Source organism: Actinokineospora sp. PR83 (assembly GCF_021056305.1).
In the GTDB taxonomy this organism is placed as follows: domain Bacteria; phylum Actinomycetota; class Actinomycetes; order Mycobacteriales; family Pseudonocardiaceae; genus Actinokineospora; species Actinokineospora spheciospongiae.
This window is the reverse complement of the sequence record NZ_JAJCXD010000076.1, coordinates 1-23,397: the sequence shown is the minus strand read 5'-3', so window position 1 is coordinate 23,397 and position 23,397 is coordinate 1. Positions and strand designations below refer to the sequence as shown.

Here is a 23,397-nt window from a genome sequence, read left to right as displayed (position 1 = left end):
GGGTGGTGGGCGGGGGCGGGGTGGGCTGGCCGCCGCCGAGCATCAGCTCCGCGAAGGTGGCCATGGCCTCGTCCAGGTGGCCGCCGATGCGGCGGACCGACTCGTCGTTGCTGCGCCGGACCAGGGACTCCACCGAGTCGGAGTCGGGGCGGTGGGACAGGGTGCCCTCGACCTTGGTCAGGCCGCGTTCGATCGAGCCGCCGAGGTCGCCCAGCTTGGTGGTGAAGCCGTCCTCCACCGTGTCCAGGCGGGTGGCCATCTCGTCCAGGCGGGCCGTGACGGTCTCCAGGCGCTGCGCCAGGGACTCCAGGCGCTCGCTCGCGTCGACGGTCTCGCGGGTCTCGCGCAGGGCCTCGCGCAGGGCGCCGGTGGCCTCGTCGAGCTTGCCGTGGACGGCGTCGCGGGATTCGACGACCGAGGTGTCGAGGGCTTCGCGGGTGGCTTCGAGGCTGGTGGCGACCGTGTCGAGCTTGCCGTGCAGGGAGTCCGAGGTCTCGGTGAAGCGGCCGTGCAGGGCGTTGGTGGAGTCGGTGACCTTGCCGTGCACCGCGTCGACCCGGCCGGTGGTGAGGTCGACCTTGCCGACGACCGCGTCCGCCGCCTCGGTGACCGTGCGGGCCAGGGCGTCCTTGGTGCCGTCGAGGTGCTCGTGCACGCCCTCGTCGACCTCGTCGATGCGGCCGCGCAGGGCGGTCTCCAGGATCTCGATCCGCTCCCGCACCGGGCCGTGCACCGAACCGGGGACCTGGTCGATCTTGCCGTCCTGCTTGTCCAGGTGGTGGTCCAGCTCGTCGATGCGGCGGTGGATGCTGGCGAGCTTGTCCTCCAGGCCGTCCATCCGCCCCGCCACGCCCTCGAACCGGCCCGCGACCCCGTCGAGCCGACCGTCGAGCTGCGCGAACGGCGTCGCCAGCTTGTCCACGATGCTCTCCACGGCCCGCCCGATCGCCGCGATCGCCGTGTCCTGCGCCTCCAGCTTCGACATCGCCTCGTCCAGCCGCTCCGCCAGCACGCTGACCTCGGTGCGGTCGGGCATCTCGGACAGGCGCTTGCGCACCGACCCGATCGACTCCAGGGGCGACAGCCTGGCGTGGATCTCGTCCAGGGCGTCGAAGATCTGCTGCTGTTCGCTCTCACGGATCTCGGCCGCGCGCGTGAGCATGTTGCGCATCCGGTCGAACGACACCGTGGGGTTGTTTTCGTTCACGGAGGTGACCTTCGTCCTGGGGAGGGAATGTTGTGGAGACCCTGGGGAGCCTAGCCAGTCCCAGAAGGCGTCCATACACCACCCGTCGCTAGTTCGTCGGTCCAGACACGCGTGGTTGGACCGTTCGGCGTACAGTCTGCCGGCGGTTGCGGCGACCCCGGGGTACCTTACGTGACGGATCGGTTACTCCATCGGGTGGCCCGCTCCGCCGAGTACCGTACGGCCATGTCGACCCACCCCACGGCACCGGTGACCCCGGAAGCCCTCCTCCGCGCCCCCAAGGTCCTCCTGCACGACCACCTCGACGGCGGTTTGCGCCCGGCCACGGTCATCGACCTCGCCGAGGCCCGCGGTTACCGCGACCTCCCCACCACCGACGCCGACGCGCTCGGCGCGTGGTTCCGGGAGTCCGCCGACTCCGGCTCCCTCGTCCGCTACCTGGAGACGTTCGCCCACACCTGCGGCGTGCTCCAGGACGAGGCCGCGCTCGTGCGCGTGGCCGCCGAGTGCGCCGAGGACCTCGCCGCCGACGGCGTGGTCTACGCCGAGGTCCGCTACGCGCCGGAGCTGTGCACCGAGAAGGGGCTCGGGCTCGACGCCATCGTGGAGGCGGTGCAGGCCGGGTTCCGCGAGGGGGAGGCCCGCGCCGCCGCGGCCGGTCGGACGATCCGGATCGGCACGCTGCTGTGCGCCATGCGGCAGAACGCCCGGTCGCTGGAGATCGCCGAGCTGGCCGTGCGCTACCGCGACAGCGGGGTCGTCGGGTTCGACATCGCAGGCCCGGAGGCCGGGTTCCCGCCCACCCGCAACCTCGACGCGTTCGAGTACCTGCGCCAGCAGAACGCGCACTTCACCATCCACGCCGGGGAGGCGTTCGGGCTGCCCTCGATCTGGGAGGCGCTGCAGCACTGCGGCGCCGAGCGGCTCGGGCACGGGGTGCGGATCGTCGACGACATCAAGGTGGCCGACGACGGCACGGTGCAGCTCGGGCGGCTGGCGAGCTACGTGCGCGACCGGCGCATCCCGCTGGAGATGTGCCCGTCGTCGAACGTGCAGACCGGGGCCGCCCCGTCGATCGGGGAGCACCCGATCGGCCTGCTGGCGAGGCTGCGGTTCCGGGTGACGGTCAACACCGACAACCGGCTGATGAGCGGCTGCTCGATGACCTCGGAGATGCGGGCCCTGGTGGACGAGTTCGACTTCGGCTGGGCCGACCTGCAGCGCTTCACGGTGAACGCGATGAAGTCGGCGTTCATCGGCTTCGACGAGCGGCTGGCGATCATCGAGGACGTGATCAAGCCCGGCTACGCCGCGCTGATGGCGCCGTAGGCCCCGGAGACGGCAGTGGCCCCGGTCCGTCGACCGGGGCCACTCGTCCGCTTGGGGCTAATGCACGACGAGGCGGTCCTCGAAGGTTTCGACCAGCTTGTTCCAGGCGGCGGACTCGGCGTCGAAGGGCGCGCTCGGCGCCATCCGGGTCGGGTCCGGGGCGAGGATGAAGCTGACCAGCCAGCCCAGGCTCTCGGACTGGCCGAGCGCCTCGCCCACCGAGTCGTCGCCCGCCCAGTCGGCGGCGTCGGTGAGCAGCTCCACGGCGAGGTCGAGCTGCACCGGGTCCACCGCGTCGACGCCCTCGCCCAGGTCCTCGCCGAGGCCCGCGAGCACGTAGGTGTTCTCGCTGTCGACCTCGAGGTCCAGGCTGCCGTCGGTGGCCTTGGTGGCCACCTCGTCCCAGGTGGAGACCTCGGTCAGGTCGTTGTCGGTCAGGTCCTCGGTGGCCAGGAACTTGGCCAGCCCGCGCGGCGAGGTGGCCACGTCGATCTTGCCGTCGCTGCCCAGGAAGACCGGCTCGTCGTCGAGGTAGCAGCGCAGCGTGTAGTACTCCGAACCGGAGGCGATGATCTTGATCGGGTCGATGCCGACCTCGGCCCAGAAGCCGAGCGGCACGTCCTCCCCGGCCTCCTCGGCGTCCGCCTCGACGACCTCGTCGTCGGTGTCCACCTCGTCGGTGTCGTCGTCGGCGCCCGCGGCCTTGGCGGCGGCCTCGGCGGCGTCCGCGTGGAAGGCGACCAGTTCCTCGGCGCTCTTCTCCAGCGCGGACCCGTCGACCTCCGGCACCGCCACCACCGCGTCGAGGGCGTCGAGGACCTCGTCCCAGCGCTCGGAGATCGTCTCGGCGAGGTCGGTCCACAGCCGCTCGCCGTCGCGCCCGGTGAACGGGAACGTGCCCTGGTCCAGCACGGCGAAGCCGTCGGCGGCGTTGAGGACCTCGTGCACCTCGTCCAGCTCGCACACGTCGGCCAGCGAGCGCACGATCGCCACGATGTCGGCCAGCTCGCCGATCGTCCAGGTGTCGGGTTCCTCCGCCACCAGCTCCGGCACGCCGACCAGGTCGTACTGGTGCGCCTCGTCGGGCATCAGCTCGGCCACCGACAGCGCGGGCACCAGGTGCCAGGCCGGGTGGTCGGACAGGTCGTGCTCCTCGGTGGTCCGCACGAACGCGGCCAGGTGCGCTGCATCGGGGAAGGCGTAGAGGTCGTCCTCGTGGCCGAGGAACGCCTCCCACTCCTCGCCGTCTTCCCGCCAGCGCGGAGCCCACAGCGTGACCACGTCACCCTGTGGCAACCCCAGCTCGATCGGGACGATGTCCTGGGCCATTGGAGGTCCTCCTGGTCGCAAAGCCATCAGCCGGCGTGCCCGCGCGCGCACGCCGGTCGGCAGCCTACGGGGTCCGGATCTTCCGCAGGCACCCAGCGGTCGGAACACCGCCGGTTCCGGGTCGCGGAACCGCCCGCCCACCTGGGCCGCCGCCCGCCCCCGGCCGCGGCGGGGGCGGGTGAATCCGGGTCCAGCCGCTGGTCAGACCGGGTTCAGCGGTCCGACCGGAGCGTGGACAGGTCGAACGAGAGCGGGTCGTCGGGGTCGAAGCCGTCGTCGACCACCGGTCCGCGGCGGGAGACCTCGCCGTCGGCCCGGCGCAGCCGCTCGTCGCGCCTGCGCTGGAACTCCTCGGCGGTGATGCCCCCGGTGTCGCGCCGGGCGGGCGCGGGGCGGCCGGAGAGCTGCTCGATGGCGTAGGTCAGGCCGTCGCCCAGGACGGGGGCCAGCCGGTTGTAGGCGGCCTGGGTGGCCTGGTCCATCGCGGCCTCGGCGACCAGCACGATCAGCCTGCCGAGCTGGTCGGCGCCCCAGCGCACGGCGTCCTGGCGCAGCCACAGCTCGACCAGCCTGCCCCGGCCGTCGACGGTGACCCGCACGCTCTGGTGGTTGTCGGTCGCGGTGCCGCGCACCTGCTCCAGCACGGTGTCCACGCCCGCCAGCGCCTGCTGCCGGGCCCGGCCGTCCTCGATCAACTGCCGGGTGCTGCGCTCGACCGGTTCGCGCTCGGTCACCGGTCGTTCCCCCACCGCGGGGCCGCCCGCAGCTCGCGCGCACCCAGCGGGCTGTCGTACGCCTCGTCCTCGTCGTCGTCGATCGGCTGGTAGCCCAGCGACGCCAGCTGCTGCTCGCCCCCGGGGCCGAGCACCGGCGACAGCGTCGCGTGCATGGTCGCCCCCGCCCGCCGGGTCGCCAGGCCCGCCAGCGCGGTGATCTGCGCGGCCAGCGCCTCCGCGCCGACCCGCAGCGCCCCCGGTGTGAGCGCCACCTCCGCCAGCAGCCCACCCGGCCGCACGGTGACCTGCACCCCGCCGTCGCCGCTGCTCGCCTGCCCGGTGACCGGGCCGACCACCCGCCGCTCGGCGGCCGCCCTGGTCTGCTCGACCCGCTGCGCCACCGAGTCCAGCTCTCGGTTGATGTCTATCTCCACGCCCCCACCTCCACCGGACAGTGTGCCGCAGCGGCTCAGCCGGTGGGCCGGTAGAAGCCGACGAAGGGCATCCCGCTGTTCGTCGTGCGCAGCGGCCCGACCTGCACCGGGTCGCCCGCCTCGACGATCTGCCCGTTGCCGATGTACATCGCCACGTGCCCCTCCCAGCAGACCAGGTCGCCGGGGAGCAACTGGTCGGCGGAGGGGACCTCGGCGCCGATGTCCTGCTCGCGGGAGGTGCGCGGGATCTCCAGGCCGCCCTCGCCGTAGGCGTACTGGGTCAGGCCGGAGCAGTCGAGGCCGACCCCGGGCGCGGTGCCGCCCCACACGTAGGGCACGCCGAGCTGGCCCAGGGCGGCGCGGACGGCCTTGGCCGCGGTCTCGTTCGGTGCCATCACGGTGCTGCCGTCGGGCAGGTTCACCGCGACGCCGGTACCCGGCTGCGGCGGGATGGCCACCGGCAGCCTGCGCTTGGTGACCGCGCCCCCGCCGCCTCCACCCCCGCCTCCGCCGCCGCCCCCACCACCGCCGCCCCCGCCACTGCTCTGGCGGTCGTTGTAGGCAGAAGGGGGCGGTGGGGCCGTCGCGGTGGCCGACGCGGCCGAGGTGCTGCCGCCGCCGCCCCCGGTGAGCGTGGTGACGACCGCGCCGAGCTTGGTCATCACGTCGTCGAGGTTGGTGGAGGTGTCGCCGGTGAGCTGGGCGGCGTAGCGGGCCAGCTCGGTGAGCTTCTGCTGCGCGCCCGCGGTGTCGCCCGCCTGGCGCAGCGCGGCCGCGGTCTGCAGGAGTTCGGCGGCCTTGCGGTTGAAGGCGTCGATCTGGTCCTGGTTGACCTTCTGGCCGACCTTGAGGATTTCGCCCGCCTGCCGGACCGCCTCCTGCACCTCGGCGCTGTAGGTGCTCAGCTCGGCCCCGGTGGCCTGCTGGGCGGCGACGTCCTGCTCGTGGCGGACCGCGCCCTGCCCGGTCCAGCCGGAGCGCAGGCTGCTCGCGTGCCGGGTGGCGTCCTCGTCCACCGTGGACAGCGTGGTGGCCAGCCCGGCGTGCGCCCGGCCGACCCGGTCGATGGCGTCGTCGTCGGTGGCCAGGTGGCGCTGGGCGGTGGCCGCGGGCTGGATCATCGGCTCCAGCAGCTGGTGCACCGGCTGGGTGGGGGCGCTCACGCGAACTCACCCGCCGCCCGGCGCAGCGCGGACTCGGCGTCCTGCTCGGTGCCCTCGATGTTGGTCCAGGTGTTGCGGACCGCCTGGACCGTGCCGCCCAGCGACTCGGCCAAGCCCTTGACCCCGGCGTGCTGGCGCTGGTTCGCCGCCCGCAGCGCCGCGCTGAGCCCGACCTCGCTGCCGATCTTGGAGAACGCGTGCTCGCCGAACTCCGCCTGCCCGCGCAGGTCTTCCTCGGCCGCGCCGTGCAGCCGTTCGGCGAGCGGCCGGACGGCGGCGGTGTAGGCCGAGAACGCGTCCTCCTCGCCGTGGTAGCCGCCCACGTCGGAGGTGTTCGGTGGTGTGGTCATGGTGCTCCCCCTCCCCATTCGCCGACTGTGACGCCCCCCGGCGCCGATCGGCTCCCGCATCCTGTCGGATTTGTCTGCGCCGGGCACCCGGAACCCGGGTGCCCGGCAGGCCCTCAGGCACCCATCGGGTGCCAGACGGTCTTCGTCTCCACGATCGACCGCAGCCGGGTGATGCCCGGCGGCTCGGTCCAGTCCGGCTCGGTCGGCGGCACCCGCAGCACCCGCTTGACCGTGCCCGCCGCGGCGGCCTCCAGCTCCGCGCGCAGTTCCGCGGGGGCGCCGGTGAGGTCGAGGGCGTTGACGTCGCCGTGCGCGGCCAGCCACGGCCCCAGCTCCGCGGCGGACCCGGTCAGCAGGTTGACCACCCCGCCCGGCACGTCCGAGGTGGCCAGCACCTCCGCCAGGGTGATGGCGGGCAGCGGCCGTTCCCGGCTGGAGACCACGACGGCCGTGCTGCCGGTGGCCAGCACCGGGGCCAGCACGCTCACCAGCCCGAGCAGCGAGGACCGCTGCGGGGCCAGCACGCCGACCACGCCGGTCGGTTCCGGCACCGAGAAGGAGAAGTACGGGCCCGCGACCGGGTTGGCCGCCCCGAGCACGGTGGCCAGCTTGTCGGTCCAGCCCGCGTACCAGACCCACCGGTCGACGGCGGCGTCCACCAGGCTCCGCGCCTGCTCGACCGCGACCCCCTCGGAGGCGGCGACCTCGGCGGTGAACTGCTCGCGCCTGCCCTCCAGCACCTCGGCCACCCGGTAGAGCACTTGGCCCCGGTTGTAGGCGGTCGCGCCCGACCACTTCGCGAAGGCCGTGCGCGCCGCGCCGACCGCCTCGCGCAGGTCCTTGCGGGACGCGTGCGCGGCGTTGGCGAGGAACTTCCCCCCGGCGTCGGTGACCGGGTAGGTGCGCCCCGACTCCGAGCGGGGGAACGCCCCGCCCAGGTAGAGCTTGTACGTCTTGGCGACGGAGATGCGATCAGACATCGAGGTAGGCCTCCAAGCCCGCTCGGCCGCCCTCGCGGCCGAAGCCGGACTCCCGGTAGCCGCCGAAGGGGGCGGTGGGGTCGAAGCGGTTGAAGGTGTTGGCCCAGACCACGCCCGCGCGCAGCCGGTCGGCCATCCACAGGATCCTGGACCCCTTCTCGGTCCAGACCCCCGCGGACAGGCCGTAGGGGGTGTTGTTGGCCTTGGCCACGGCCTCGTCCGGGGTGCGGAAGGTCAGCACGGACAGCACCGGGCCGAAGATCTCCTCCCGGGCGATGCGCATGGCCTGGCTGACGCCCGCGAACACGGTGGGGGCGAAGAAGAAGCCCTTGTCCGGCACCGGGCACGGGCTGGTCCAGCGCTCGGCGCCCTCGGACTCGCCGGAGGCGACCAGCTCCTGGATCCTGGTGAGCTGCTCGCGCGAGTTGATCGCCCCCACGTCGGTGTTCTTGTCCAGCGGGTCGCCCACGCGCAGGGTGGCCACCCGCTTGTGCAGCTTCTCCAGGACCTCCTCGGCCACCGACTCCTGCACCAGCAGCCGCGAGCCCGCGCAGCAGACGTGGCCCTGGTTGAAGAAGATGCCGTTGACGATGCCCTCGACGGCCTGGTCGAGCGGGGCGTCGTCGAACACGACGTTGGCCGCCTTGCCGCCCAGCTCCAGGGTGAGCTTCTTGCCCGAACCGGCCAGCGAGCGCTGGATCGACTTGCCCACGTCGGTCGAGCCGGTGAAGGCGACCTTGTGCACGCCGGGGTGGCCGACGACGGCGGCGCCGACGTCGCCCGCGCCGGGCAGGACGTTGACCACCCCCGGCGGCAGCTCGGCCTGCTGGATGATCTCCGCGAGCACCAGGGCGGTGAGCGGGGTGGTCTCGGCGGGCTTGAGCACGACGGTGTTGCCGCAGGCCAGCGCCGGGGCGATCTTCCAGGCGGCCATCAGCAGCGGGAAGTTCCACGGGATGACCTGCCCGGCCACGCCCAGCGGCCTCGGGTCCGGCCCGTACCCCGCGAAGTCGAGCTTGTCGGCCCAGCCCGCGTGGTAGAAGAAGTGCGCCGAGGCGGTCGGCACGTCGACGTCGCGGGACTCCCGGATAGGCTTGCCGTTGTCCAGCGACTCCAGCACGGCCAGCTCACGGGCCCGCTCGGCGATCAGCCGCGCGATCCGGTAGACGTACTTGGCCCGCTCGGCGCCGGGCATCGGGCCCCACACCTCCGCCTGCGCCCGGCTCGCGGCCTTGACGGCGCGGTCGACGTCGTCGCGGTTGGCGGTGGAGACCTCGGCCAGCACCTCCTCGGTCGCCGGGTTGATCGACTTCAGCGGCTCGCCGCCGCCCTCGACGAACTCGCCGTCGAGGAACATCCGGTAGCTGGGCTTGAGGTTGGCGATGTCGCGCGACTCGGGCGCGGGGGCGTATTCCCAGGTCGTCATCAGTCCACCGTCACGTAGTCGGGGCCGCTGTAGTGGCCCTGGAGTTGGGTTCGGCGCTGCATCAGCAGGTCGTTGAGCAGGCTGGAGGCGCCGAACCGGAACAGGTGCGGGTCGAGCCAGGCGGGCCCGGCGACCTCGTGCACGGCCACCAGGTAGCGGATCGCGTCCTTGGTCGTGCGGATGCCGCCCGCGGGCTTGACCCCGCGCAGCTCACCGGTGGCGGCGTGCCAGTCGTGCACCGCCTGGAGCATCACGTGGGTCACCGGCAGCGTCGCGGCGGGGGAGACCTTGCCGGTGGAGGTCTTGATGAAGTCGCCGCCCGCGAGCAGCCCGAGCCAGGAGGCGCGGCGCACGTTGTCGGGGGTGGCCAGCTCGCCGGTCTCCAGGATGACCTTGAGGTGCGCGCTGCCGCAGGCCGCCTTGACCTGGCGGATCTCGTCGAAGACCTGCCCGTAGCGGCCGGAGAGGAACGCGCCCCGGTCGATCACCATGTCGATCTCGGTGGCGCCCGCCTCGACCGCGTACGCGGTGTCGGCCAGCTTGACCCGCAGGCTGGAGCGCCCGGACGGGAACGCGGTAGCCACGCTGGCCACCCCGACCCCGCTGTCGCCGAGCGCGGCCACGGCGGTCTCCACCATGTCCGGGTACACGCAGATCGCCGCGACCCGGGGGACGTCCGGGTGCTCCGGGTCCGGCCTGCGGCCCTTGGCGCACAGGGTGCGGACCTTGCCCGCGGTGTCGGCGCCCTCCAGCGTGGTCAGGTCGACCATGGAGATCGCGGTGTCGATCGCCCACAGCTTGCTGTCCTTCTTGATGCTGCGGGTCGCGAGACCGGCCGCGCGCTGCTCGAGGCCCACGGCGTCGACCCCGGGCAACCCGTGCAGGAACCGCCGCAGGGACGTCTCGTCCCGCACGGCGTCGGCGAACGCGGGGGGTGACCCGGTTCCGCCCGCCGCGGGGGTCGACGGCTGTGCCGACGTGTCTGTCTCTGGCATGGGACCGAGTCTAGGGCGAGGGAACGGCCACGTCGGCCCCTCACGTCAGACCTGTGGACAACTCCGGTTGCGGCGCCCGGTCACGCCTGTGGACAACCTCAGGAGCCGGAGGACACGGTGGCCCGGTCGACCCGTGCGGCGACCACCGGGTCGGCGGCCCGCTCGGGGTCGCGGCCGCCGCGCAGGATCGCCCGCCACATCTGCGGGTCGTACTCGGCGGGCGCGGTCTCGCGGATGAACCCGTCCAGCACCTCCAGGAACCGGTGCGGCTCGCTCTGGTGCGGGAAGTGCCCGGAGCGGTCGAACACCGCCAGCCTGCTGCCCGGCATCGCCGCGTGCGCCAGCTCGGCGTGCGCGGCCGGGATGATCCGGTCCTTGGCGCCCCACACCAGCAGGGTCGGGATGCCGCGGGTGAGGTAGCAGCGGTCGAGCATGGTGACGACCTGGCCGCGCACGTCGACCACCGAGCGCAGCGTGCGCAGGAACGCGGTGCGCGCCATCGGGTCGCGCAGCGCGGCGTAGCGCTCCAGCGCGTAGGACAGGTCCGGGCCGAAGTCCAGACCGGTGAAGCGCGACAGGGCGGGCAGCACCCCGGCGACCAGCGACCGCATCGGCGCCGAGGCGACGAACGGCATCGCCAGCCCGGCGCCCGGCATCGCGGCCAGCCGCAGCACCGGGTGCACCTCGCGGCCGACACCGCCGCTGCCCACCAGCACCAGCCGCTCGCAGCGCTCGGGGAACTGGTAGGCGAACTGCATGGCCACCCCGCCGCCGAGGGAGTGGCCGACCACGGTCACCCGGTCGACGTCGAGCACGCCGAGCAGGTCGCGCAGGCCGCAGGCGTAGGCCGCCGCCGCGTAGTCCGCGCGCGGCTTGTCGGACTTGCCGTGCCCGAGCAGGTCGGGGGCGATGACGGTGTAGTCGCGGGCGAGCCGCGACAGCACCCGCAGCCAGGTGCCGGAGTTGTCGCTGATGCCGTGCACCAGCAGGATCGCCGGGCCGCTGCCCGCCATCCGGAACGCTCGGCGGTAGCCGTGGACGGTGCGGAACCGCAGGCCGACGTGGTCCAGGTCCGCCGTCGCGCCGCGGGACCGGGGCACCGCGCTCACACCGTCGCTCATGCGCCCATTGGGCGCCCCCGGTGTTGTGCCGCCGTCACCGCGGCGTTGCGGCTGGGTTGCCGCCCCGCCTGTGCGGGCGGATCAGTCGCTGAGCTGCGGCAACAGCAGGTCCACCCGCACCCCGCCATGGGTGCGCCTGGTCACCGCCGCGCAGGTCACCTCGACGCCTGTGGACAGCAGTTTGCGCACCGGCTGGGCGTAGCGGACGCTCATGGCGTACGTGAGCTGCCCGACCCGCCGACCGCCGAGGAGGACCTCTATGGCCTGTTCCCCCTGGTAGCGACCGCTGTTGATGTCGCAGAACCCGAGCGTGGCGTGCACCTGGTGGGTGTCGCGGCCCGCGGGCGGGGCGTGCGGTGCCAGCGCGTCCTGGTGGTCCTCCTCGCGGGTGACCGAGCAGGTGCGCTCGCCCCACAGCCGCACCCGGCCGCCGGTCTCGGCGGCCACCATCGGGTCGCGCGCCCCGGTGACGACCTCGACGTCGCGCGGCGGCGCCAGCAGCAGGTAGACGCCGAACGGGGTGTCGCCGCCGCCGGTGATGCGCGCCGGGCAGGTGCCGACCTGCCCACGCTCGCCGATCCGCGCCAGGGCGTCGCGGTACTCGGCGCCGATCACCTCGGGCAGCGCGCCCACGGTCAGGTTGCGGTCGCCGACGAGCACGTCGACCCGCACCGCCGCGCGGGCGCCCGGTTCGGGCACCAGCGCCGCCGTGGTGGTCGGGTGCCGGTCGTCCGGGCCGCCGTCGGCGGCCGCGGACAGTTCGGCCTGGTGGTCATCGGCGCCGAGCACCGGGACGCGGCCGTGGTCGGGCAGCGCGAGCCGGTCGTCCGGGATCGGTGGGGGCGCGACGAGCGTGGCCGTGGATCTCTTGCGGGTGAACAGCCACATGCGCGGAACCTCCGGCGGGGGACGGCGGATGCCCCCCTATCGTCGATCACCCGCCCGGCGTGACACGCCGGGCGGCGGAAGAGATGGGGTTCACTCCGCGATCTGGTCGCGGTCGCGCCGGGACTTCTTCGGGGCGCGGACGTCGACCCCGCCCATCAGGGCGAAACCGGTGATGCGCAGGACCGGCGAACCGGGCGGGCCGACCTGGTTGGCCACCCGGCCGCCGAAGCCGCCCATGAACCCGGCGCCGTTGACGTGCACGGTGATGTCCGGCGGCACGATGATCTCGACCCCGCCCATCAGCGCGAACGCCTGGATGGTGGTCTCCGGGTCCTCGAACCGCGCGTGGGTCAGGTCGAGCTCCACCCCGCCCATCACCGCGACCGCGTTGAACGTCGGCGGCACGGTCCACACACCCTTGCGCTGAGCGCCGGACATGATGGCCACCGCGGTGGCCGAGGTGCCCCGCCCGCCGATCCGGCTCGGGGCGCCCGGCTGCGGCTGCGGCTGGGCGACGTGGTGCTGCTGCGCGGGCACGACCTGGTTCGGCAGGTCGCGCAGCACCGGCTGCAACTCGCCGAAGGTCTTCGCGGCGTAGACCCGGTCCAGCCGCTCCTCCATCTCGGTGACCGTCAGCCTGCCCTCGGCCATCGCGTCGTGCAGCACCTTGGCGAACCGCTCGCGGTCGGCGTTCGAGGCGCGCATCTCGTCCGGACCGGGGATGCTCGGCTGCTCTGTCACACGATCGAGGGTAGCGGGTGGGGGGCTGCCCGTTCGCGGTGTCGCGGATCTCGGCCGAGGTCAGCCGCTACCGTGTCCGCCCATGGACGTCCTCACCGTGGACCACCCGCTGGCCAAGGCCCGGCTCACCGTTCTGCGCGACGCGCGCACCGACGCGGCCACCTTCCGGGCCGCGCTCCAGGAGCTGACCGTCATGCTCACCTACGAGGCGATGCGCGGCGCGGCGGTGCGGGTCGAGCGGATCCACACCCCGGTCGCCCGCACCGACGGGCACTGGCTGGCCAACCCGCCGCTGCTGGTGCCGGTGCTGCGGGCCGGGCTGGGCATGGCCGACCAGGCGCACAAGCTCATCCCGGACGCCCAGATGGGCTTCGTCGGCCTGGCCAGGGACGAGACCACGTTGCAGCCCACCCCCTACATGGAGTCGCTGCCGCAGGACCTCTCCGGCCGCCCGGTGTTCGTGCTCGACCCGATGCTGGCCACCGGCGGCTCGATGGCGCACACGATCCGGTTGCTGGTGGAGCGCGGTGCCACCGACGTCACCGCGATCTGCGTGCTGGCCGCCCCGGAGGGCATCGAGTTCCTCGGCGGTGCGGGCCTGCCGGTCCGCCTGGTCACCGCCAGCGTCGACGAGCGGCTCAACGACTCCGGCTTCATCGTCCCCGGCCTCGGCGACGCGGGCGACCGCCAGTACGGCGCGGTCTGAGCCTCAGCCGCGGCGGCTCCAGCCCTCGGTGTTGACGCGCACGGCCAGCTCGTAGGTCTTGGCGCTGTCGAGGTCCGGCGGGAGGGTGCCGCCGAGTTCCAGCGACACCAGCCCGTGCACGATGCCCCAGCAGGCCATGGCCATGTCCTCGGGGCGCTCGGCGGTGAACACCCCGGTGCCGATGCCGTTGGTGATCACCTCCAGCAGCGGGGCCAGCGCGGCGAGGGCCTCCGCGGTGGCCTCCGCGTCCGGTTCGAAGCCGGGGATGACGCCGCCGAACATGACCCCGTACAGGTGCGGGTCGGCCAGCGCGCTCTGCCGGTAGGCGGTGCCCAGGCGGTTGAGCGCCTCGGCGGGGTCGCCCGCGGTGTCGACGGCGCGCAGGCGGGTGCCGAGGCGGCGGAACGCCTCGACGTACAGCTCGCGGACCAGCGCGGGCTTGCCGCCGAAGAGGGAGTACACCGCGGTCGTCGACGTGTCGGCGTCGGCGGCGAGGCGGCGGAGGCTGAGGGCGGAGGCGCCCTCGCTGGACAGCAGCTCACCGGCGCGGTCGAGCAGCCGGACACGGAGCGCGTCGTCGTGGGTCTTCGGTCGCGGCACCCCGGGAGCGTACCCGGGTTCGCGGTGACCCCCGCCACCTCGACGCCGGTTCCGGTCGGGTGACCCGGGCCGCGCCGCCGTCGCCGCGGGCCATCCGAACGGGGTGAGCACCGCCTCCGGGTTGACCTGGAGTGCACTCCAGCTTCTACCGTCGACACCGTGACCTACGCGATCGCCGAGGCGGCCCACCGCAGTGGGCTGTCGATCGACACACTCAGGTACTACGAACGCATCGAACTGATCGACCCGCCCGCCCGCGATTCCGGCGGCAGGCGGGTCTACTCCGACGACGACCTCAGTTGGCTGGCGTTCCTCACCCGGCTGCGCACCACCGGCATGCCCATCAAGCTGATGCGCGAGTACGCCCGGCTGCGCCACCAGGGCGTCGCCAGCGCCGGACCGCGCAAGCGGATCCTCGAACGGCACCGCGAGGACGTGCTGGCCCGGCTGGCCGACCTGCGCTCCTGCCTGGAAGTGCTGGACTACAAGATCGACAACTACGAGCGCATGTGCGCCGCCGAGGCGAGCGAACTGAGAGAGGCCACCGCATGACCCTCCCCACCCGACACCTCGGCGCGCTGGAGGTCTCCGCCCAGGGCCTGGGCTGCATGGGCATGAGCCACGGCTACGGCGGCGGCGACGACGTCGAGTCGACCGCGACCATCCACGCCGCCCTCGACGCGGGGGTGACCCTGCTCGACACCGCGGACGCCTACGCGGCGGGCGTCAACGAGGAACTGGTCGGCAAGGCCGTCGGGGGCCGCCGCGACGAGGTGGTGCTGGCGACGAAGTTCGGCATCGTCTCCACCGACGCGGCCAGGGGGATGGTGGTGCGCGGCGACCGCGACCACGTGCGCGCGTGCTGCGAGGCGTCGCTGCGCAGGCTCGGCGTCGACCACATCGACCTGTACTACCAGCACCGGGTCGACCCCGACGTGCCGATCGAGGACACCATCGGCGCCATGGCCGAGCTGGTGGCCGAGGGCAAGGTGCGGCACCTGGGCATGTCCGAGGCTGGGGCGGCCACGATCCGCCGGGCCGCCGCGGTGCACCCGATCGCCGCGCTGCAGAGCGAGTGGTCGCTGTGGACCCGCGGCATCGAGGACGAGGTGCTCGGCACCTGCCGCGAGCTGGGCATCGGCGTCGTCCCGTTCTCCCCGCTCGGCCGCGGCTTCCTCACCGGCCGGGTCACCAGGGCCGAGTACGGCGCGGGCGACATGCGCGCCGCGCTGCCCCGCTTCACCGGCGAGAACTTCGACCGCAACCTGGCCATCGTGCGCGCCCTGGAGGAGCTGGCGCGGGAGCGCGGGGTGACCGCCGGGCAGCTCGCGCTGGCCTGGGTGCAGTCGCGCGGCGAGGACGTGGTGCCGATCCCGGGCACCAAGCGCCGCACCTACCTGGCCGAGAACGTCGCGGCCGCGACCATCGAACTCTCCGCCGACGACGTCGCCGCCATCGAGGCCGCCGCCCCGGCCGACGCGGTCGCGGGCGACCGCTACACCGCCGCGATGCAGAACGCCGTCGGACACTGATCAGGAGGACAGCAGTGAGCACACTCGGAAAGCGGCGCCTCGGGGCGCTGGAGGTCTCCGCGCAGGGCCTGGGCTGCATGGGCATGAGCGACTTCTACGGCGGGGGCGACGACGCGGAGTCGACCGCGACCATCCACGCCGCCCTCGACGCGGGGGTCACCCTGCTCGACACCTCGGACATGTACGGCCCGCACACCAACGAGGTGCTGGTCGGCAAGGCCGTCGCGGGCCGCCGCGACGAGGTCGTGCTGGCCACGAAGTTCGGCATCTCGCGCGACCCGGACGACCCGTCGAAGCGCCGCGTCCGCGGTGACGCGGCCTACGTCCGGGAGGCGTGCGACGCGTCGCTGACCCGGCTCGGCGTCGACCACATCGACCTGTACTACCAGCACCGGGTCGACCCGTCGGTGCCGATCGAGGAGACCGTGGGCGCCATGGCCGAGCTGGTGGCCGCGGGCAAGGTGCGCCACCTGGGGCTGTCCGAGGCGGGCGCGGGGACCATCCGCCGGGCGGTCGCGGTGCACCCGATCGCCGCGTTGCAGACCGAGTGGTCGCTGTGGTCGCGCGAGATCGAGGACGAGATCCTCGGCACCTGCCGCGAACTCGGCGTCGGCGTCGTGCCCTACTCCCCGCTCGGCCGCGGGTTCCTGGCGGGCCGGTTCGCCACCGCCGCGGACGTCGCCGAGGGCGACACGCGCGGGACGCACCCGAGGTTCACCGGGGAGAACCTGGAGAAGAACCAGGCGATCGTGGCGGCGCTGCGCGCGCTGGCCGAAGAACGCGGGGTCACCGCGGGCCAGTTGGCGCTGGCGTGGGTGCAGTCGCGCGGGGACGACGTGGTCCCGATCCCGGGGACCAAGCGCCGCACCTACCTGGCGGAGAACGTGGCGGCGGCGTCGATCGCACTGTCGGCCGAGGACCTGGCCGCCATCGAGGCAGCCGTCCCGGCCGCGGCCGGGACGCGTTACCCGGAGGCCGCCATGGGGCAGTTGGGGATCTGACCGCACCCGGTGCGGCGGGTTCCTCCGCGGCGGGGGCATCACCGCGAAGGAACACCGTCCACACCCCCCGGAGCCGGGTCTGTGACGGCTCGACGATCGCCTCTGCCCAGCGCATCGCGTTCCGCGGCGGCCCTGTTTCGCCTGCTCGCCGGGTTGTTCGCTCCGTGTCCTGTCCGATTCGGACAGTGACTCGGCCGGGCGGGTCGGGCTCAGCCGAGCAGGGTCGCCGCCACCGTCGCGCCCAACTCCCAGCACCGCTCCAGCGCCCGCTTGTCCGGCTCCCCGTGCACCACCACACCGTCGGCGACGGGTGTCCACCCGAGACTCCCGGCGATCGACTCGACCGAGCGGACCGCGCCCTCGGTGCCCTGGTTGCCGTGCACGTAGAACCCGAACGGCGTTCCCTTGGCCGAATCCAGCACCGGGTAGTACACGGTGTCGAAGAAGTGCTTGAGGGCACCGGACATGTAACCGATGTTCGCGGGTGTGCCGAGGACCAACCCGTCCGCTGACAGGACGTCTGACGCGGTCGCGGACAGGGCGGGGCGCTTGACGACCTCGACCTCGGACAGTTCCGGGTCGTTCGCCCCGGACACGACGGCCTCGAACATCGCGTGCAGCGCGGGGGACGGGGTGTGGTGGACGATCAGCAGCCTGGGCACCGGTCCAGGCTGCCGACCTTCCCGTGGCGCGGCAACGCGAGCCTGGTCTCAGGCCAGGAGCGCGGAGACCTCCGCCGCCAGGGCGTCGAGGGTTCGGGTGGCCGACGCCCTGGCCTCGCTGAGGGCGTCGGGTGCCGGGACCGGGGCCACGACTTCCAGGTACGCCTTGATCTTCGGTTCGGTGCCGGAGGGGCGGACGATCACCCGCGTGCCGGGGCCGGTGTAGCGCAGGACGTCCGCGCGCGGCCGGAGGTCCTCGGCGGTGACCGGTGTGCCTGCGAAGGCCGTGGGTGGGGTGGCGCGCAGGGACGCCATCAGCTCCGCGATCCGGTTGAGGTCGGTCACCCGCACCGAGAGCTGGCGGGTCAGGTGGACGCCGTGCGCCACCGCCAGGTCGTCCAGGGCGTCGAGCGGGGTCCGGCCCGCGGCGCGGAGGGTGGCGGTGAGGTCGCAGGCGAGGACCGCGGCGGAGATGCCGTCCTTGTCCCGGACGGTGTCCGGGTCGACGCACAGGCCCAGGGCCTCCTCGTAGGCGAAGACCAGGCCGGTGCCGTGGCCGTCGCCCGCCCGGACGAGCCACTTGAAGCCGGTGAGGGTGGCGTCGTGGCGGGCGCCGTGGGCGGCGGCGATCGAGGCGAGCTGGGAGGAGGAGACGATCGTGGTGGCCACCAGCGGGTCCGCCGCGCGGGCCGCGGCGGGCAGGGTGGCGAGGACGTGGGAGCCCAGCAGGACCCCGGTCTCGTCGCCGGTGAGCATCCGCCAGCCGTCGGGGGTGGGGACCCCGATGGCGCAGCGGTCGGCGTCGGGGTCGAGTGCGATGGCCAGGTCGGCGCCGACCTCGGCGGCCTTGGCCAGGAGCAGGTCGGTGGCCCCCGGTTCCTCCGGGTTGGGGAAGCCGACGGTGGGGAAGTCGGGGTCGGGCCTGGCCTGCTCGGCGACCACGCTGACGTCGACGAAGCCCGCCCGGTCCAGCGCCAGCGCCAGCGGACCCGCGCCCACCCCGTGCAGGGCGGTCGCGGCGACCCGGAGTCGGCGGGCGGTGCCGCGCGGCAGCGCCGCGGCCCGGTCCAGGTAGGACTCCAGCACCTCGTCGCCGAGGGTGGTCCAGTCGGCGGAGCGGGGGACGGACACCGCGGCGGGGGCGGCGGCGATGGCCGCCTCGATCTCGCGGTCGGCGGGGGGAACCAGTTGCGTGCCCGCGTCGAGGTAGAGCTTGTAGCCGTTGTCCGCGGGCGGGTTGTGCGAGGCGGTGATCTGCACGCCCGCGACCGCGCCCAGGGAGCGCACGGCGAAGGCCAGGACCGGGGTGGGCAGCGGGCGCGGCAGCACCCGCACGTCGAACCCGGCCGCGGCCAGCACCCCGGCGGTGTCGGCGCAGAAGGGCTCCGAGCCGTGCCGGGCGTCCCGGCCGACCACGACGACCCCGCCGCCGTGCCCGCCCGCGGTCAACCAGGCGGCGAGGCCCGCGGTGGTGCGGATGACCACGGCGCGGTTCATGCCGTTCGGGCCCGCGCGCACCGGACCGCGCAGGCCCGCCGTGCCGAAGGTCAGCGGGCCGGAGAGGCGGTCGGCGAGTTCGTCGACCGCCTCCGCGCTGCCGCCCATGGCCGAGGCCAGGACGCGTTGCAGCTCCAGCTTGCTGTCCGGGTCGGGGTCGTCGGCGAGCCAGCGGTAGGCGCGGTCGCGCAGGTCCGGGCCGAGGCGGGTCACGAGCGGGCGACCAGCTCGCGCAGCAGCCCGCCCATCCGGCTCGCCGCGGCGCGACCGGCCTCCAGCACCTCCAGGTGGTTGAGCGGCTCACCGGTGATGCCCGCGGCGAGGTTCGTCACCAGCGACAGCCCGAAGACCTCCACGCCCAGCGCGCGGGCGGCGATGGCCTCCAGGACCGTCGACATGCCGACCAGGTCGGCGCCCAGCACGCGGAGCATGTTGATCTCCGCAGGCGTCTCGAAGTGCGGGCCGGGCAGCCCGGCGTAGACGCCCTCGACCAGGGTCGGGTCGATCTCGCGGGCCAGGGCGCGCAGCCGGGGCGAGTACAGGTCGGTCAGGTCGACGAAGTTCGCCCCCACCAGCGGCGACGACGCGGTCAGGTTGAGGTGGTCGCTGATCAGCACCGGCTGGCCGACCGCGATGCCCTCCTTGAGGCAGCCCGCGGCGTTGGTCAGCAGCACCGACCGCACGCCGGTGGCCGCGGCGGTGCGGACCGCGTGCACGGCCCTGGCGATGCCGAAGCCCTCGTAGACGTGCGTGCGACCGAGGACGACCAGCACCCGCTTGTCCCCGACGGCGATCGAGCGGATGGTGCCGCCGTGGCCCACCGCGGTCGGCGCCAGGAAGCCGGGCAGCTCGGCCACCGGCACCTCGGCGTCGGCGGTGCCCAGTTCGTCGGCGGCGGGCCGCCAGCCGGAGCCCAGGACGACGGCCAGGTCGTGGCGGTCGTGCCCGGTGCGCTCGGCGAGTGCCTTCGCGGCCTGTTCGGCGAAGCCCTGCGGGTCAGCATCGATCTCGGTCACGCGCGGCAGCCTACGCGGATCGCCCGCCCAGCCACCGGCGTGACGCGAGGTAGAGCGGCAGCCCGATCGGGGACAGCAGCACGGTGAGCACGAGCAGCGGCGCCATGAGCAGCGGGTGCGCGTCCCGCTCCCGCGAGTCGAGGTACACCCACCGGCCGAGGAACAGGTCCCAGGCGATGATCTGCGCCCACAGCGCGGCCAGGGCGCGGTCGTCCCGGACGAACTCCACCAGCCCGTCGAGCGTGGGCCGCAGCACCAGCGACACCAGGTCCGGGAAGACCGGCGCGGCCAGGAGCAGCCACACCACCAGCACCGGCAGCACGATCAGCGGCGAGGCGATGATCTTCCGCGTCCACCCCCAGCGCGGCGCGGCGATCATCAGCAGCCAGAACGGCGCGGCCAGGTAGAACGACAGGTCGAACAGCAACGAGGTCATGCGCACACCGCTTCCTTGCGGGGCAGCGCGCTCGCTGCCACACCGACGATCAGCAACACGTAAGCCCCCGAGGTCAAGAGGTCCGGTTCGAGCAACGCCTGCCCGCGCAACGCCTGCCAGGTCAGCAGGACGGTCAGGCCGAGCGCGCCCGCGCCCGCGGTGGCGACCAGTCGCAGTCGGACCGGCGTGGCGAGGCGGCGGGTGAGGTAGGCGACCAGCGGCAGCGCTTGCAGGGCGTGCATCCCGACGAAGTGCCCGATGCGCAGATCACCCGCGACGGTGCTCCACCCGGTCAGCAGCATCCCGGGGCCACCGTCCGGCGCACCGACGGTGTGCGCCCCGGAGACCCCGTCGACACCGGAGGGCTGCACCAGCATCAGCACGCCCACGAGCATCCCGACCAGCGCGATGCCCATGCCGAGCCGGATCGCCAGGAGTTCCGGGGCGGGCGCCAACCGCTGCGCGCCGACCTTCAGCGACAGGAACAGGGTGCCCAGCCACAGCACGACGACGGTCAGCCCCATCACGTTGAACAGGACGGCGTTCAGCGGTGTCGAGACGTTGAAGTGGCTGCCGACGCCGCGGACGGCCGCCGCCACGATGATCACCATCTCCACGGCCGACGCCCCCACCAGGACCGTCCCGACCCGGCCCAGCGCGCGCGGCGGGTCCGGGTGCAGCGACAGCAACCACGCCCAGGTCAGGCTGTAGGCGGCGAACGACAGGGCGAACTTGAGCGGCTTGAGCCAGATCGGCGCCCCGAACAGGACGCGGTCGTCGACCACGAGACCCACCACGGCGACCACCGCCAGGGCGGCCATCACCCCGGTGAACAACACCAGTGGTCGGTGCCAGTGCGTGATCGGTGCTCCTCGCGCGGGCAAGGTCATCGCGGTCCCCCTCAGAACCAGAATGGATAGCGGCGCTCTCTACTATCGATAAGTACACTATCCATGTCAAGGGGCAGTCGGAACGGAGAGACGTGCGGATCGCGGAACTGAGCAGGCGCAGCGGGGTCGCCGTGGCGACGATCAAGTACTACCTGCGCGAAGGCGTGCTGCCCCCCGGCGAGCGCACCAGCCCCAACCAGGCCAGCTACGACGACACCCACGTGCACCGGCTGCGCCTGGTGCGCGCCCTCGTCGACGTGGGCGGCCTGTCGATCGCGGCGGTGCGCGAGGTGCTGGAGACCGTCGACGCCCCGGACCCCGCCGTCGGCAAGACCCTGGGCACCGTGCAGCTCGCGGTCTTCCGGTCCCCACCGCCCACCGACGACCCCGCCCGCGCAGCCGCCGAGGAAGCGGTGGCCGCGCTGATCGACACCCTCGGCTGGGCCTGCCCACCCGACCACCCGGCGGCCCAGGCCCTGGTGGGCGTGCTGGTCACCGCCGGGTCACTGGGCCACGAGCGGCTGGTCGAGGTGCTGCCCCGCTACGCCGCCGCCTGCGCCGCGGTCGCCGAGTCCGACCTGGACTACCTCGACGGCGCCGCCAGCCTCGACGAGCAGCTCGAGAGCGTGGTCGTCGGCATCGTCCTCGGCGACTCCGCCCTCGCCGCCCTGCGCCGCCTGGCGCAGGTCAACGAGGCCCGCAAGCGCTACCCCCAGCCTGAACCCCTGTCGCACGGCGTGAACCACACGTTCGAGTGATCTTCGATGTCGATCGCGCGACGCCGCGCGTGTCCCGCCGATGATCTTCCGGGACGACCGGTCCGCACCGCGCCGGATCAGCGGCGCGACCGACCACGGGAGAAGGGGACCACGGCATGGACCGCCACCGCCGTGAGCTGACGCGCCTGCTGTTCGACGGGGGCGCGGGGTCGGAGCACGGTTTCTGGCGCCGCCTCGTGGCCGACCCGCGCCTGCACCAGGACCGCCGGGGCACCGCGGCCGAGCAGACCGCGGCGACCTACGAGCAGCTCCGCCTGCTCAACCGCGAGGTCGACCCGGTCGCGCTGGCGGGTGACCCGCGCGAGCTGGCCGCCATGCACGAGTGGGTCGCCGCCGCGAACGGGTCGCTGACCGTCGTCGCGGGCATCCACTACAACCTGTTCCTCGGCAGCCTGCTCGACCACGACCGGCACGAGCTGCGGTCGCCGGAGGGGTTCGCGGCGATGGAGCGGATCGGCACGTTCCTGTGCACCGAGCTGGGGCACGGCAACGACGCCGCCCGGCTGGAGACCACCGCCACCCACGACGCGGCCACCGGCGGGTTCACCCTGCACACCCCCGGCGCCGCCGCGCAGAAGTTCATGCCCAACACCGGCCCCGCGGGCGGCCCCAAGAGCGCGGTCGTCGCGGCCCGCCTGCTGGCGGGCGGCGAGGACCACGGCGTCTTCCTGTTCCTGGTCCCGCTGAGCGACGCGGGGGGCACACTGCCCGGCGTCACCGTCCGCCCCCTGCCCGCGCGCCCCGGCAGCCCGGTCGACCACTGCCTGACCTCGTTCGACCGGGTCCGGCTGCCGGGCTCCGCGCTGCTGACCGGCGCGCACGGCAGGCTGGACGCCCGCGGCCGGTTCACCAGCTCCCTGGGCAGCAGCCGCAAGCGCTTCCTCGCGAGCATCGGCCGGGTCACCACCGGCAAGCTGTGCATGAGCGCCTCCGCGCTCGGCGCGGCCCGCACGGCGGTGACCGTCGCCGTCCGCTACGGCGGGCACCGCCACGTCGCGGGTGCCCGCGCGGGCACCCGCACGCCGGTCTGGGAGCACCGCAGCCACCACGGGCCGCTGGTCGAGGCCCTGGTCACCTGCTACGCGATGACCGCGCTGCACCGGACCGCCGTGCTGCGGTGGGCGGACCACGACCCGGCCGACGCCGAGGACACCGCCGACGCCGAGCGGCTGGTCGCCATCACCAAGGGCTGGACGACGTGGCAGGCGCGCGCCGTGGCCATCGAGTGCCGCGAGCGCTGCGGGGCGCAGGGGCTGCTGCCGGTCAACGGCCTCAGCGCCCTCGCCGCCGACCTGGACGGCGCGATCACCGCCGAGGGCGACAACACCGCCCTGTGGGCCAAAGCGGGTGCCGAACTCCTGCTCGTGGCCGCTGACCCGCCCCGCCCGGTGGGCACCCGCGATCTGGACGACCCCGACCACCTCGGGTGGTTGCTGCACGCGGTCGAGCGCCGACTCCTCGACACCGGCCGCACGCGGCTGCGCAGGGCGACCGCGGGCGGCCTGAGCCGCTGGAACGCCGCCGCGCCGCACGCCCTCGCGGCGGTGACCGCGCGCGCCGAGCGCCTCGCCGCCGCCGCCCTGCTGGGGTGGGCGCAGC

Annotated in this window: 25 protein-coding genes; 7 read left to right on the top strand and 18 right to left on the bottom strand. The window is 73.8% G+C overall.

Going from position 1 to position 23,397, the window contains the following annotated elements:
• Positions 1-1,171, bottom strand: a 1,171-nt coding sequence (locus L6E12_RS24465; protein ID WP_236230356.1) for a hypothetical protein, incomplete at its 3' end; no start/stop codon positions are given.
• Positions 1,172-1,432: 261 nt separating this feature from the next.
• On the opposite strand from L6E12_RS24465, the gene L6E12_RS24460 reads away from it, so the two are divergent.
• Positions 1,433-2,536 carry an adenosine deaminase gene (locus L6E12_RS24460; RefSeq protein ID WP_236230272.1) on the top strand — a complete coding sequence of 368 codons (1,104 nt, stop codon included), beginning with the start codon at positions 1,433-1,435 and terminating at the stop codon, positions 2,534-2,536.
• Positions 2,537-2,593: 57 nt separating this feature from the next.
• Here the strand turns inward: L6E12_RS24460 and L6E12_RS24455 are convergent, their stop codons facing one another.
• The 11 genes from L6E12_RS24455 to L6E12_RS24405 all read right to left on the bottom strand — a co-directional run bounded on the left by L6E12_RS24455 (position 2,594) and on the right by L6E12_RS24405 (position 12,679).
• Positions 2,594-3,865: a primosomal protein gene (locus L6E12_RS24455; RefSeq protein ID WP_236230271.1), complete on the bottom strand. Its 1,272-nt coding sequence runs from the start codon at positions 3,863-3,865 to the stop codon at positions 2,594-2,596.
• Between the two features lie 212 nt (positions 3,866-4,077).
• Positions 4,078-4,599, bottom strand: coding sequence for a YbaB/EbfC family nucleoid-associated protein (locus tag L6E12_RS24450; protein WP_236230270.1), 522 nt, complete (start codon positions 4,597-4,599; stop codon positions 4,078-4,080).
• Positions 4,596-5,015, bottom strand: a complete 420-nt coding sequence (locus L6E12_RS24445; RefSeq protein WP_236230269.1) for a YbaB/EbfC family nucleoid-associated protein — start codon at positions 5,013-5,015, stop codon at positions 4,596-4,598. The genes L6E12_RS24450 and L6E12_RS24445 overlap by 4 nt, the downstream gene beginning before the upstream one ends.
• 35 nt (positions 5,016-5,050) lie before the next feature.
• A complete protein-coding gene (locus tag L6E12_RS24440) occupies positions 5,051-6,178 on the bottom strand; it encodes a C40 family peptidase (RefSeq protein ID WP_236230268.1) in 1,128 nt (375 codons plus the stop codon).
• Entirely contained in the window at positions 6,175-6,528 is a 354-nt protein-coding gene (locus L6E12_RS24435) for a hypothetical protein (protein WP_236230267.1), read from the bottom strand. The genes L6E12_RS24440 and L6E12_RS24435 overlap by 4 nt, the downstream gene beginning before the upstream one ends.
• A gap of 113 nt (positions 6,529-6,641) precedes the next feature.
• Positions 6,642-7,508: an aldehyde dehydrogenase family protein gene (locus L6E12_RS24430; RefSeq protein WP_236230266.1), complete on the bottom strand. Its 867-nt coding sequence runs from the start codon at positions 7,506-7,508 to the stop codon at positions 6,642-6,644.
• On the bottom strand, positions 7,501-8,934 hold the full coding sequence (locus L6E12_RS24425) for an aldehyde dehydrogenase family protein (protein WP_236230265.1): 1,434 nt from the start codon (positions 8,932-8,934) through the stop codon (positions 7,501-7,503). The genes L6E12_RS24430 and L6E12_RS24425 overlap by 8 nt, the downstream gene beginning before the upstream one ends.
• Positions 8,934-9,929, bottom strand: coding sequence for a deoxyribose-phosphate aldolase (gene deoC / locus L6E12_RS24420; protein WP_236230264.1), 996 nt, complete (start codon positions 9,927-9,929; stop codon positions 8,934-8,936). Before deoC ends, L6E12_RS24425 begins: the two co-directional genes overlap by 1 nt.
• A 98-nt stretch (positions 9,930-10,027) precedes the next feature.
• The gene (locus L6E12_RS24415; protein ID WP_236230355.1) at positions 10,028-10,942 is read right to left on the bottom strand and encodes an alpha/beta fold hydrolase; all 915 of its coding nucleotides are present in this window, start codon (positions 10,940-10,942) and stop codon (positions 10,028-10,030) included.
• A gap of 189 nt (positions 10,943-11,131) precedes the next feature.
• Positions 11,132-11,938 carry a hypothetical protein gene (locus L6E12_RS24410; protein ID WP_236230263.1) on the bottom strand — a complete coding sequence of 269 codons (807 nt, stop codon included), beginning with the start codon at positions 11,936-11,938 and terminating at the stop codon, positions 11,132-11,134.
• 90 nt (positions 11,939-12,028) lie between these two features.
• On the bottom strand, positions 12,029-12,679 hold the full coding sequence (locus tag L6E12_RS24405) for a DUF1707 domain-containing protein (RefSeq protein WP_236230262.1): 651 nt from the start codon (positions 12,677-12,679) through the stop codon (positions 12,029-12,031).
• A gap of 82 nt (positions 12,680-12,761) precedes the next feature.
• Here L6E12_RS24405 and upp point away from each other — a divergent pair, with 82 nt between their 5' ends.
• Positions 12,762-13,385, top strand: a complete 624-nt coding sequence (gene upp, locus L6E12_RS24400; RefSeq protein ID WP_236230261.1) for a uracil phosphoribosyltransferase — start codon at positions 12,762-12,764, stop codon at positions 13,383-13,385.
• 3 nt (positions 13,386-13,388) lie between these two features.
• On the opposite strand, the gene L6E12_RS24395 is transcribed toward upp, so the two are convergent.
• On the bottom strand, positions 13,389-13,985 hold the full coding sequence (locus tag L6E12_RS24395) for a TetR/AcrR family transcriptional regulator (protein ID WP_236230260.1): 597 nt from the start codon (positions 13,983-13,985) through the stop codon (positions 13,389-13,391).
• A 159-nt stretch (positions 13,986-14,144) separates the two neighbouring features.
• Here L6E12_RS24395 and L6E12_RS24390 point away from each other — a divergent pair, with 159 nt between their 5' ends.
• The 3 genes from L6E12_RS24390 to L6E12_RS24380 all read left to right on the top strand — a co-directional run bounded on the left by L6E12_RS24390 (position 14,145) and on the right by L6E12_RS24380 (position 16,518).
• Entirely contained in the window at positions 14,145-14,537 is a 393-nt protein-coding gene (locus L6E12_RS24390; protein WP_236230259.1) for a MerR family transcriptional regulator, read from the top strand.
• Positions 14,534-15,517, top strand: a complete 984-nt coding sequence (locus tag L6E12_RS24385) for an aldo/keto reductase (protein WP_236230258.1) — start codon at positions 14,534-14,536, stop codon at positions 15,515-15,517. The genes L6E12_RS24390 and L6E12_RS24385 overlap by 4 nt, the downstream gene beginning before the upstream one ends.
• 77 nt (positions 15,518-15,594) lie before the next feature.
• The gene (locus L6E12_RS24380; protein ID WP_236230354.1) at positions 15,595-16,518 is read left to right on the top strand and encodes an aldo/keto reductase; all 924 of its coding nucleotides are present in this window, start codon (positions 15,595-15,597) and stop codon (positions 16,516-16,518) included.
• 209 nt (positions 16,519-16,727) lie between these two features.
• Here the strand turns inward: L6E12_RS24380 and L6E12_RS24375 are convergent, their stop codons facing one another.
• The 5 genes from L6E12_RS24375 to L6E12_RS24355 are packed head-to-tail and all read right to left on the bottom strand — an operon-like array spanning position 16,728 to position 21,019.
• Complete coding sequence (locus tag L6E12_RS24375; protein WP_236230257.1) at positions 16,728-17,180, bottom strand: NAD(P)H-dependent oxidoreductase; 453 nt, start codon at positions 17,178-17,180, stop codon at positions 16,728-16,730.
• Between the two features lie 48 nt (positions 17,181-17,228).
• Entirely contained in the window at positions 17,229-18,890 is a 1,662-nt protein-coding gene (locus L6E12_RS24370; protein ID WP_236230256.1) for a phospho-sugar mutase, read from the bottom strand.
• Positions 18,887-19,693, bottom strand: coding sequence for a purine-nucleoside phosphorylase (locus tag L6E12_RS24365; protein ID WP_236230255.1), 807 nt, complete (start codon positions 19,691-19,693; stop codon positions 18,887-18,889). Before L6E12_RS24365 ends, L6E12_RS24370 begins: the two co-directional genes overlap by 4 nt.
• Positions 19,694-19,703: 10 nt before the next feature.
• Complete coding sequence (locus L6E12_RS24360; RefSeq protein ID WP_236230254.1) at positions 19,704-20,129, bottom strand: ABA4-like family protein; 426 nt, start codon at positions 20,127-20,129, stop codon at positions 19,704-19,706.
• Positions 20,126-21,019: a hypothetical protein gene (locus L6E12_RS24355; protein ID WP_236230253.1), complete on the bottom strand. Its 894-nt coding sequence runs from the start codon at positions 21,017-21,019 to the stop codon at positions 20,126-20,128. The genes L6E12_RS24360 and L6E12_RS24355 overlap by 4 nt, the downstream gene beginning before the upstream one ends.
• A gap of 92 nt (positions 21,020-21,111) precedes the next feature.
• Here L6E12_RS24355 and L6E12_RS24350 point away from each other — a divergent pair, with 92 nt between their 5' ends.
• Both L6E12_RS24350 and L6E12_RS24345 read left to right on the top strand, forming a co-directional pair.
• Positions 21,112-21,777: a MerR family transcriptional regulator gene (locus L6E12_RS24350; RefSeq protein WP_236230252.1), complete on the top strand. Its 666-nt coding sequence runs from the start codon at positions 21,112-21,114 to the stop codon at positions 21,775-21,777.
• 116 nt (positions 21,778-21,893) lie between these two features.
• Positions 21,894-23,397: acyl-CoA dehydrogenase family protein (locus L6E12_RS24345; protein WP_236230251.1), on the top strand; the 1,504-nt coding region annotated here is incomplete at its 3' end.

What these genes read in the sequence shown, in the direction of transcription:
- L6E12_RS24410 (WP_236230263.1), bottom strand. Translation starts at nt 11,938, where the DNA reads ATGTGGCTGTTCACCCGCAAGAGATCCACGGCCACGCTCGTCGCGCCC.
- L6E12_RS24415 (WP_236230355.1), bottom strand. Translation starts at nt 10,942, where the DNA reads ATGGCGGGCAGCGGCCCGGCGATCCTGCTGGTGCACGGCATCAGCGAC.
- L6E12_RS24455 (WP_236230271.1), bottom strand. Translation starts at nt 3,865, where the DNA reads ATGGCCCAGGACATCGTCCCGATCGAGCTGGGGTTGCCACAGGGTGAC.
- L6E12_RS24430 (WP_236230266.1), bottom strand. Translation starts at nt 7,508, where the DNA reads ATGTCTGATCGCATCTCCGTCGCCAAGACGTACAAGCTCTACCTGGGC.
- L6E12_RS24425 (WP_236230265.1), bottom strand. Translation starts at nt 8,934, where the DNA reads ATGACGACCTGGGAATACGCCCCCGCGCCCGAGTCGCGCGACATCGCC.
- L6E12_RS24355 (WP_236230253.1), bottom strand. Translation starts at nt 21,019, where the DNA reads ATGACCTTGCCCGCGCGAGGAGCACCGATCACGCACTGGCACCGACCA.
- L6E12_RS24385 (WP_236230258.1), top strand. Translation starts at nt 14,534, where the DNA reads ATGACCCTCCCCACCCGACACCTCGGCGCGCTGGAGGTCTCCGCCCAG.
- deoC (WP_236230264.1), bottom strand. Translation starts at nt 9,929, where the DNA reads ATGCCAGAGACAGACACGTCGGCACAGCCGTCGACCCCCGCGGCGGGC.
- L6E12_RS24360 (WP_236230254.1), bottom strand. Translation starts at nt 20,129, where the DNA reads ATGACCTCGTTGCTGTTCGACCTGTCGTTCTACCTGGCCGCGCCGTTC.
- L6E12_RS24435 (WP_236230267.1), bottom strand. Translation starts at nt 6,528, where the DNA reads ATGACCACACCACCGAACACCTCCGACGTGGGCGGCTACCACGGCGAG.
- upp (WP_236230261.1), top strand. Translation starts at nt 12,762, where the DNA reads ATGGACGTCCTCACCGTGGACCACCCGCTGGCCAAGGCCCGGCTCACC.
- L6E12_RS24380 (WP_236230354.1), top strand. Translation starts at nt 15,595, where the DNA reads ATGGGCATGAGCGACTTCTACGGCGGGGGCGACGACGCGGAGTCGACC.
- L6E12_RS24460 (WP_236230272.1), top strand. Translation starts at nt 1,433, where the DNA reads ATGTCGACCCACCCCACGGCACCGGTGACCCCGGAAGCCCTCCTCCGC.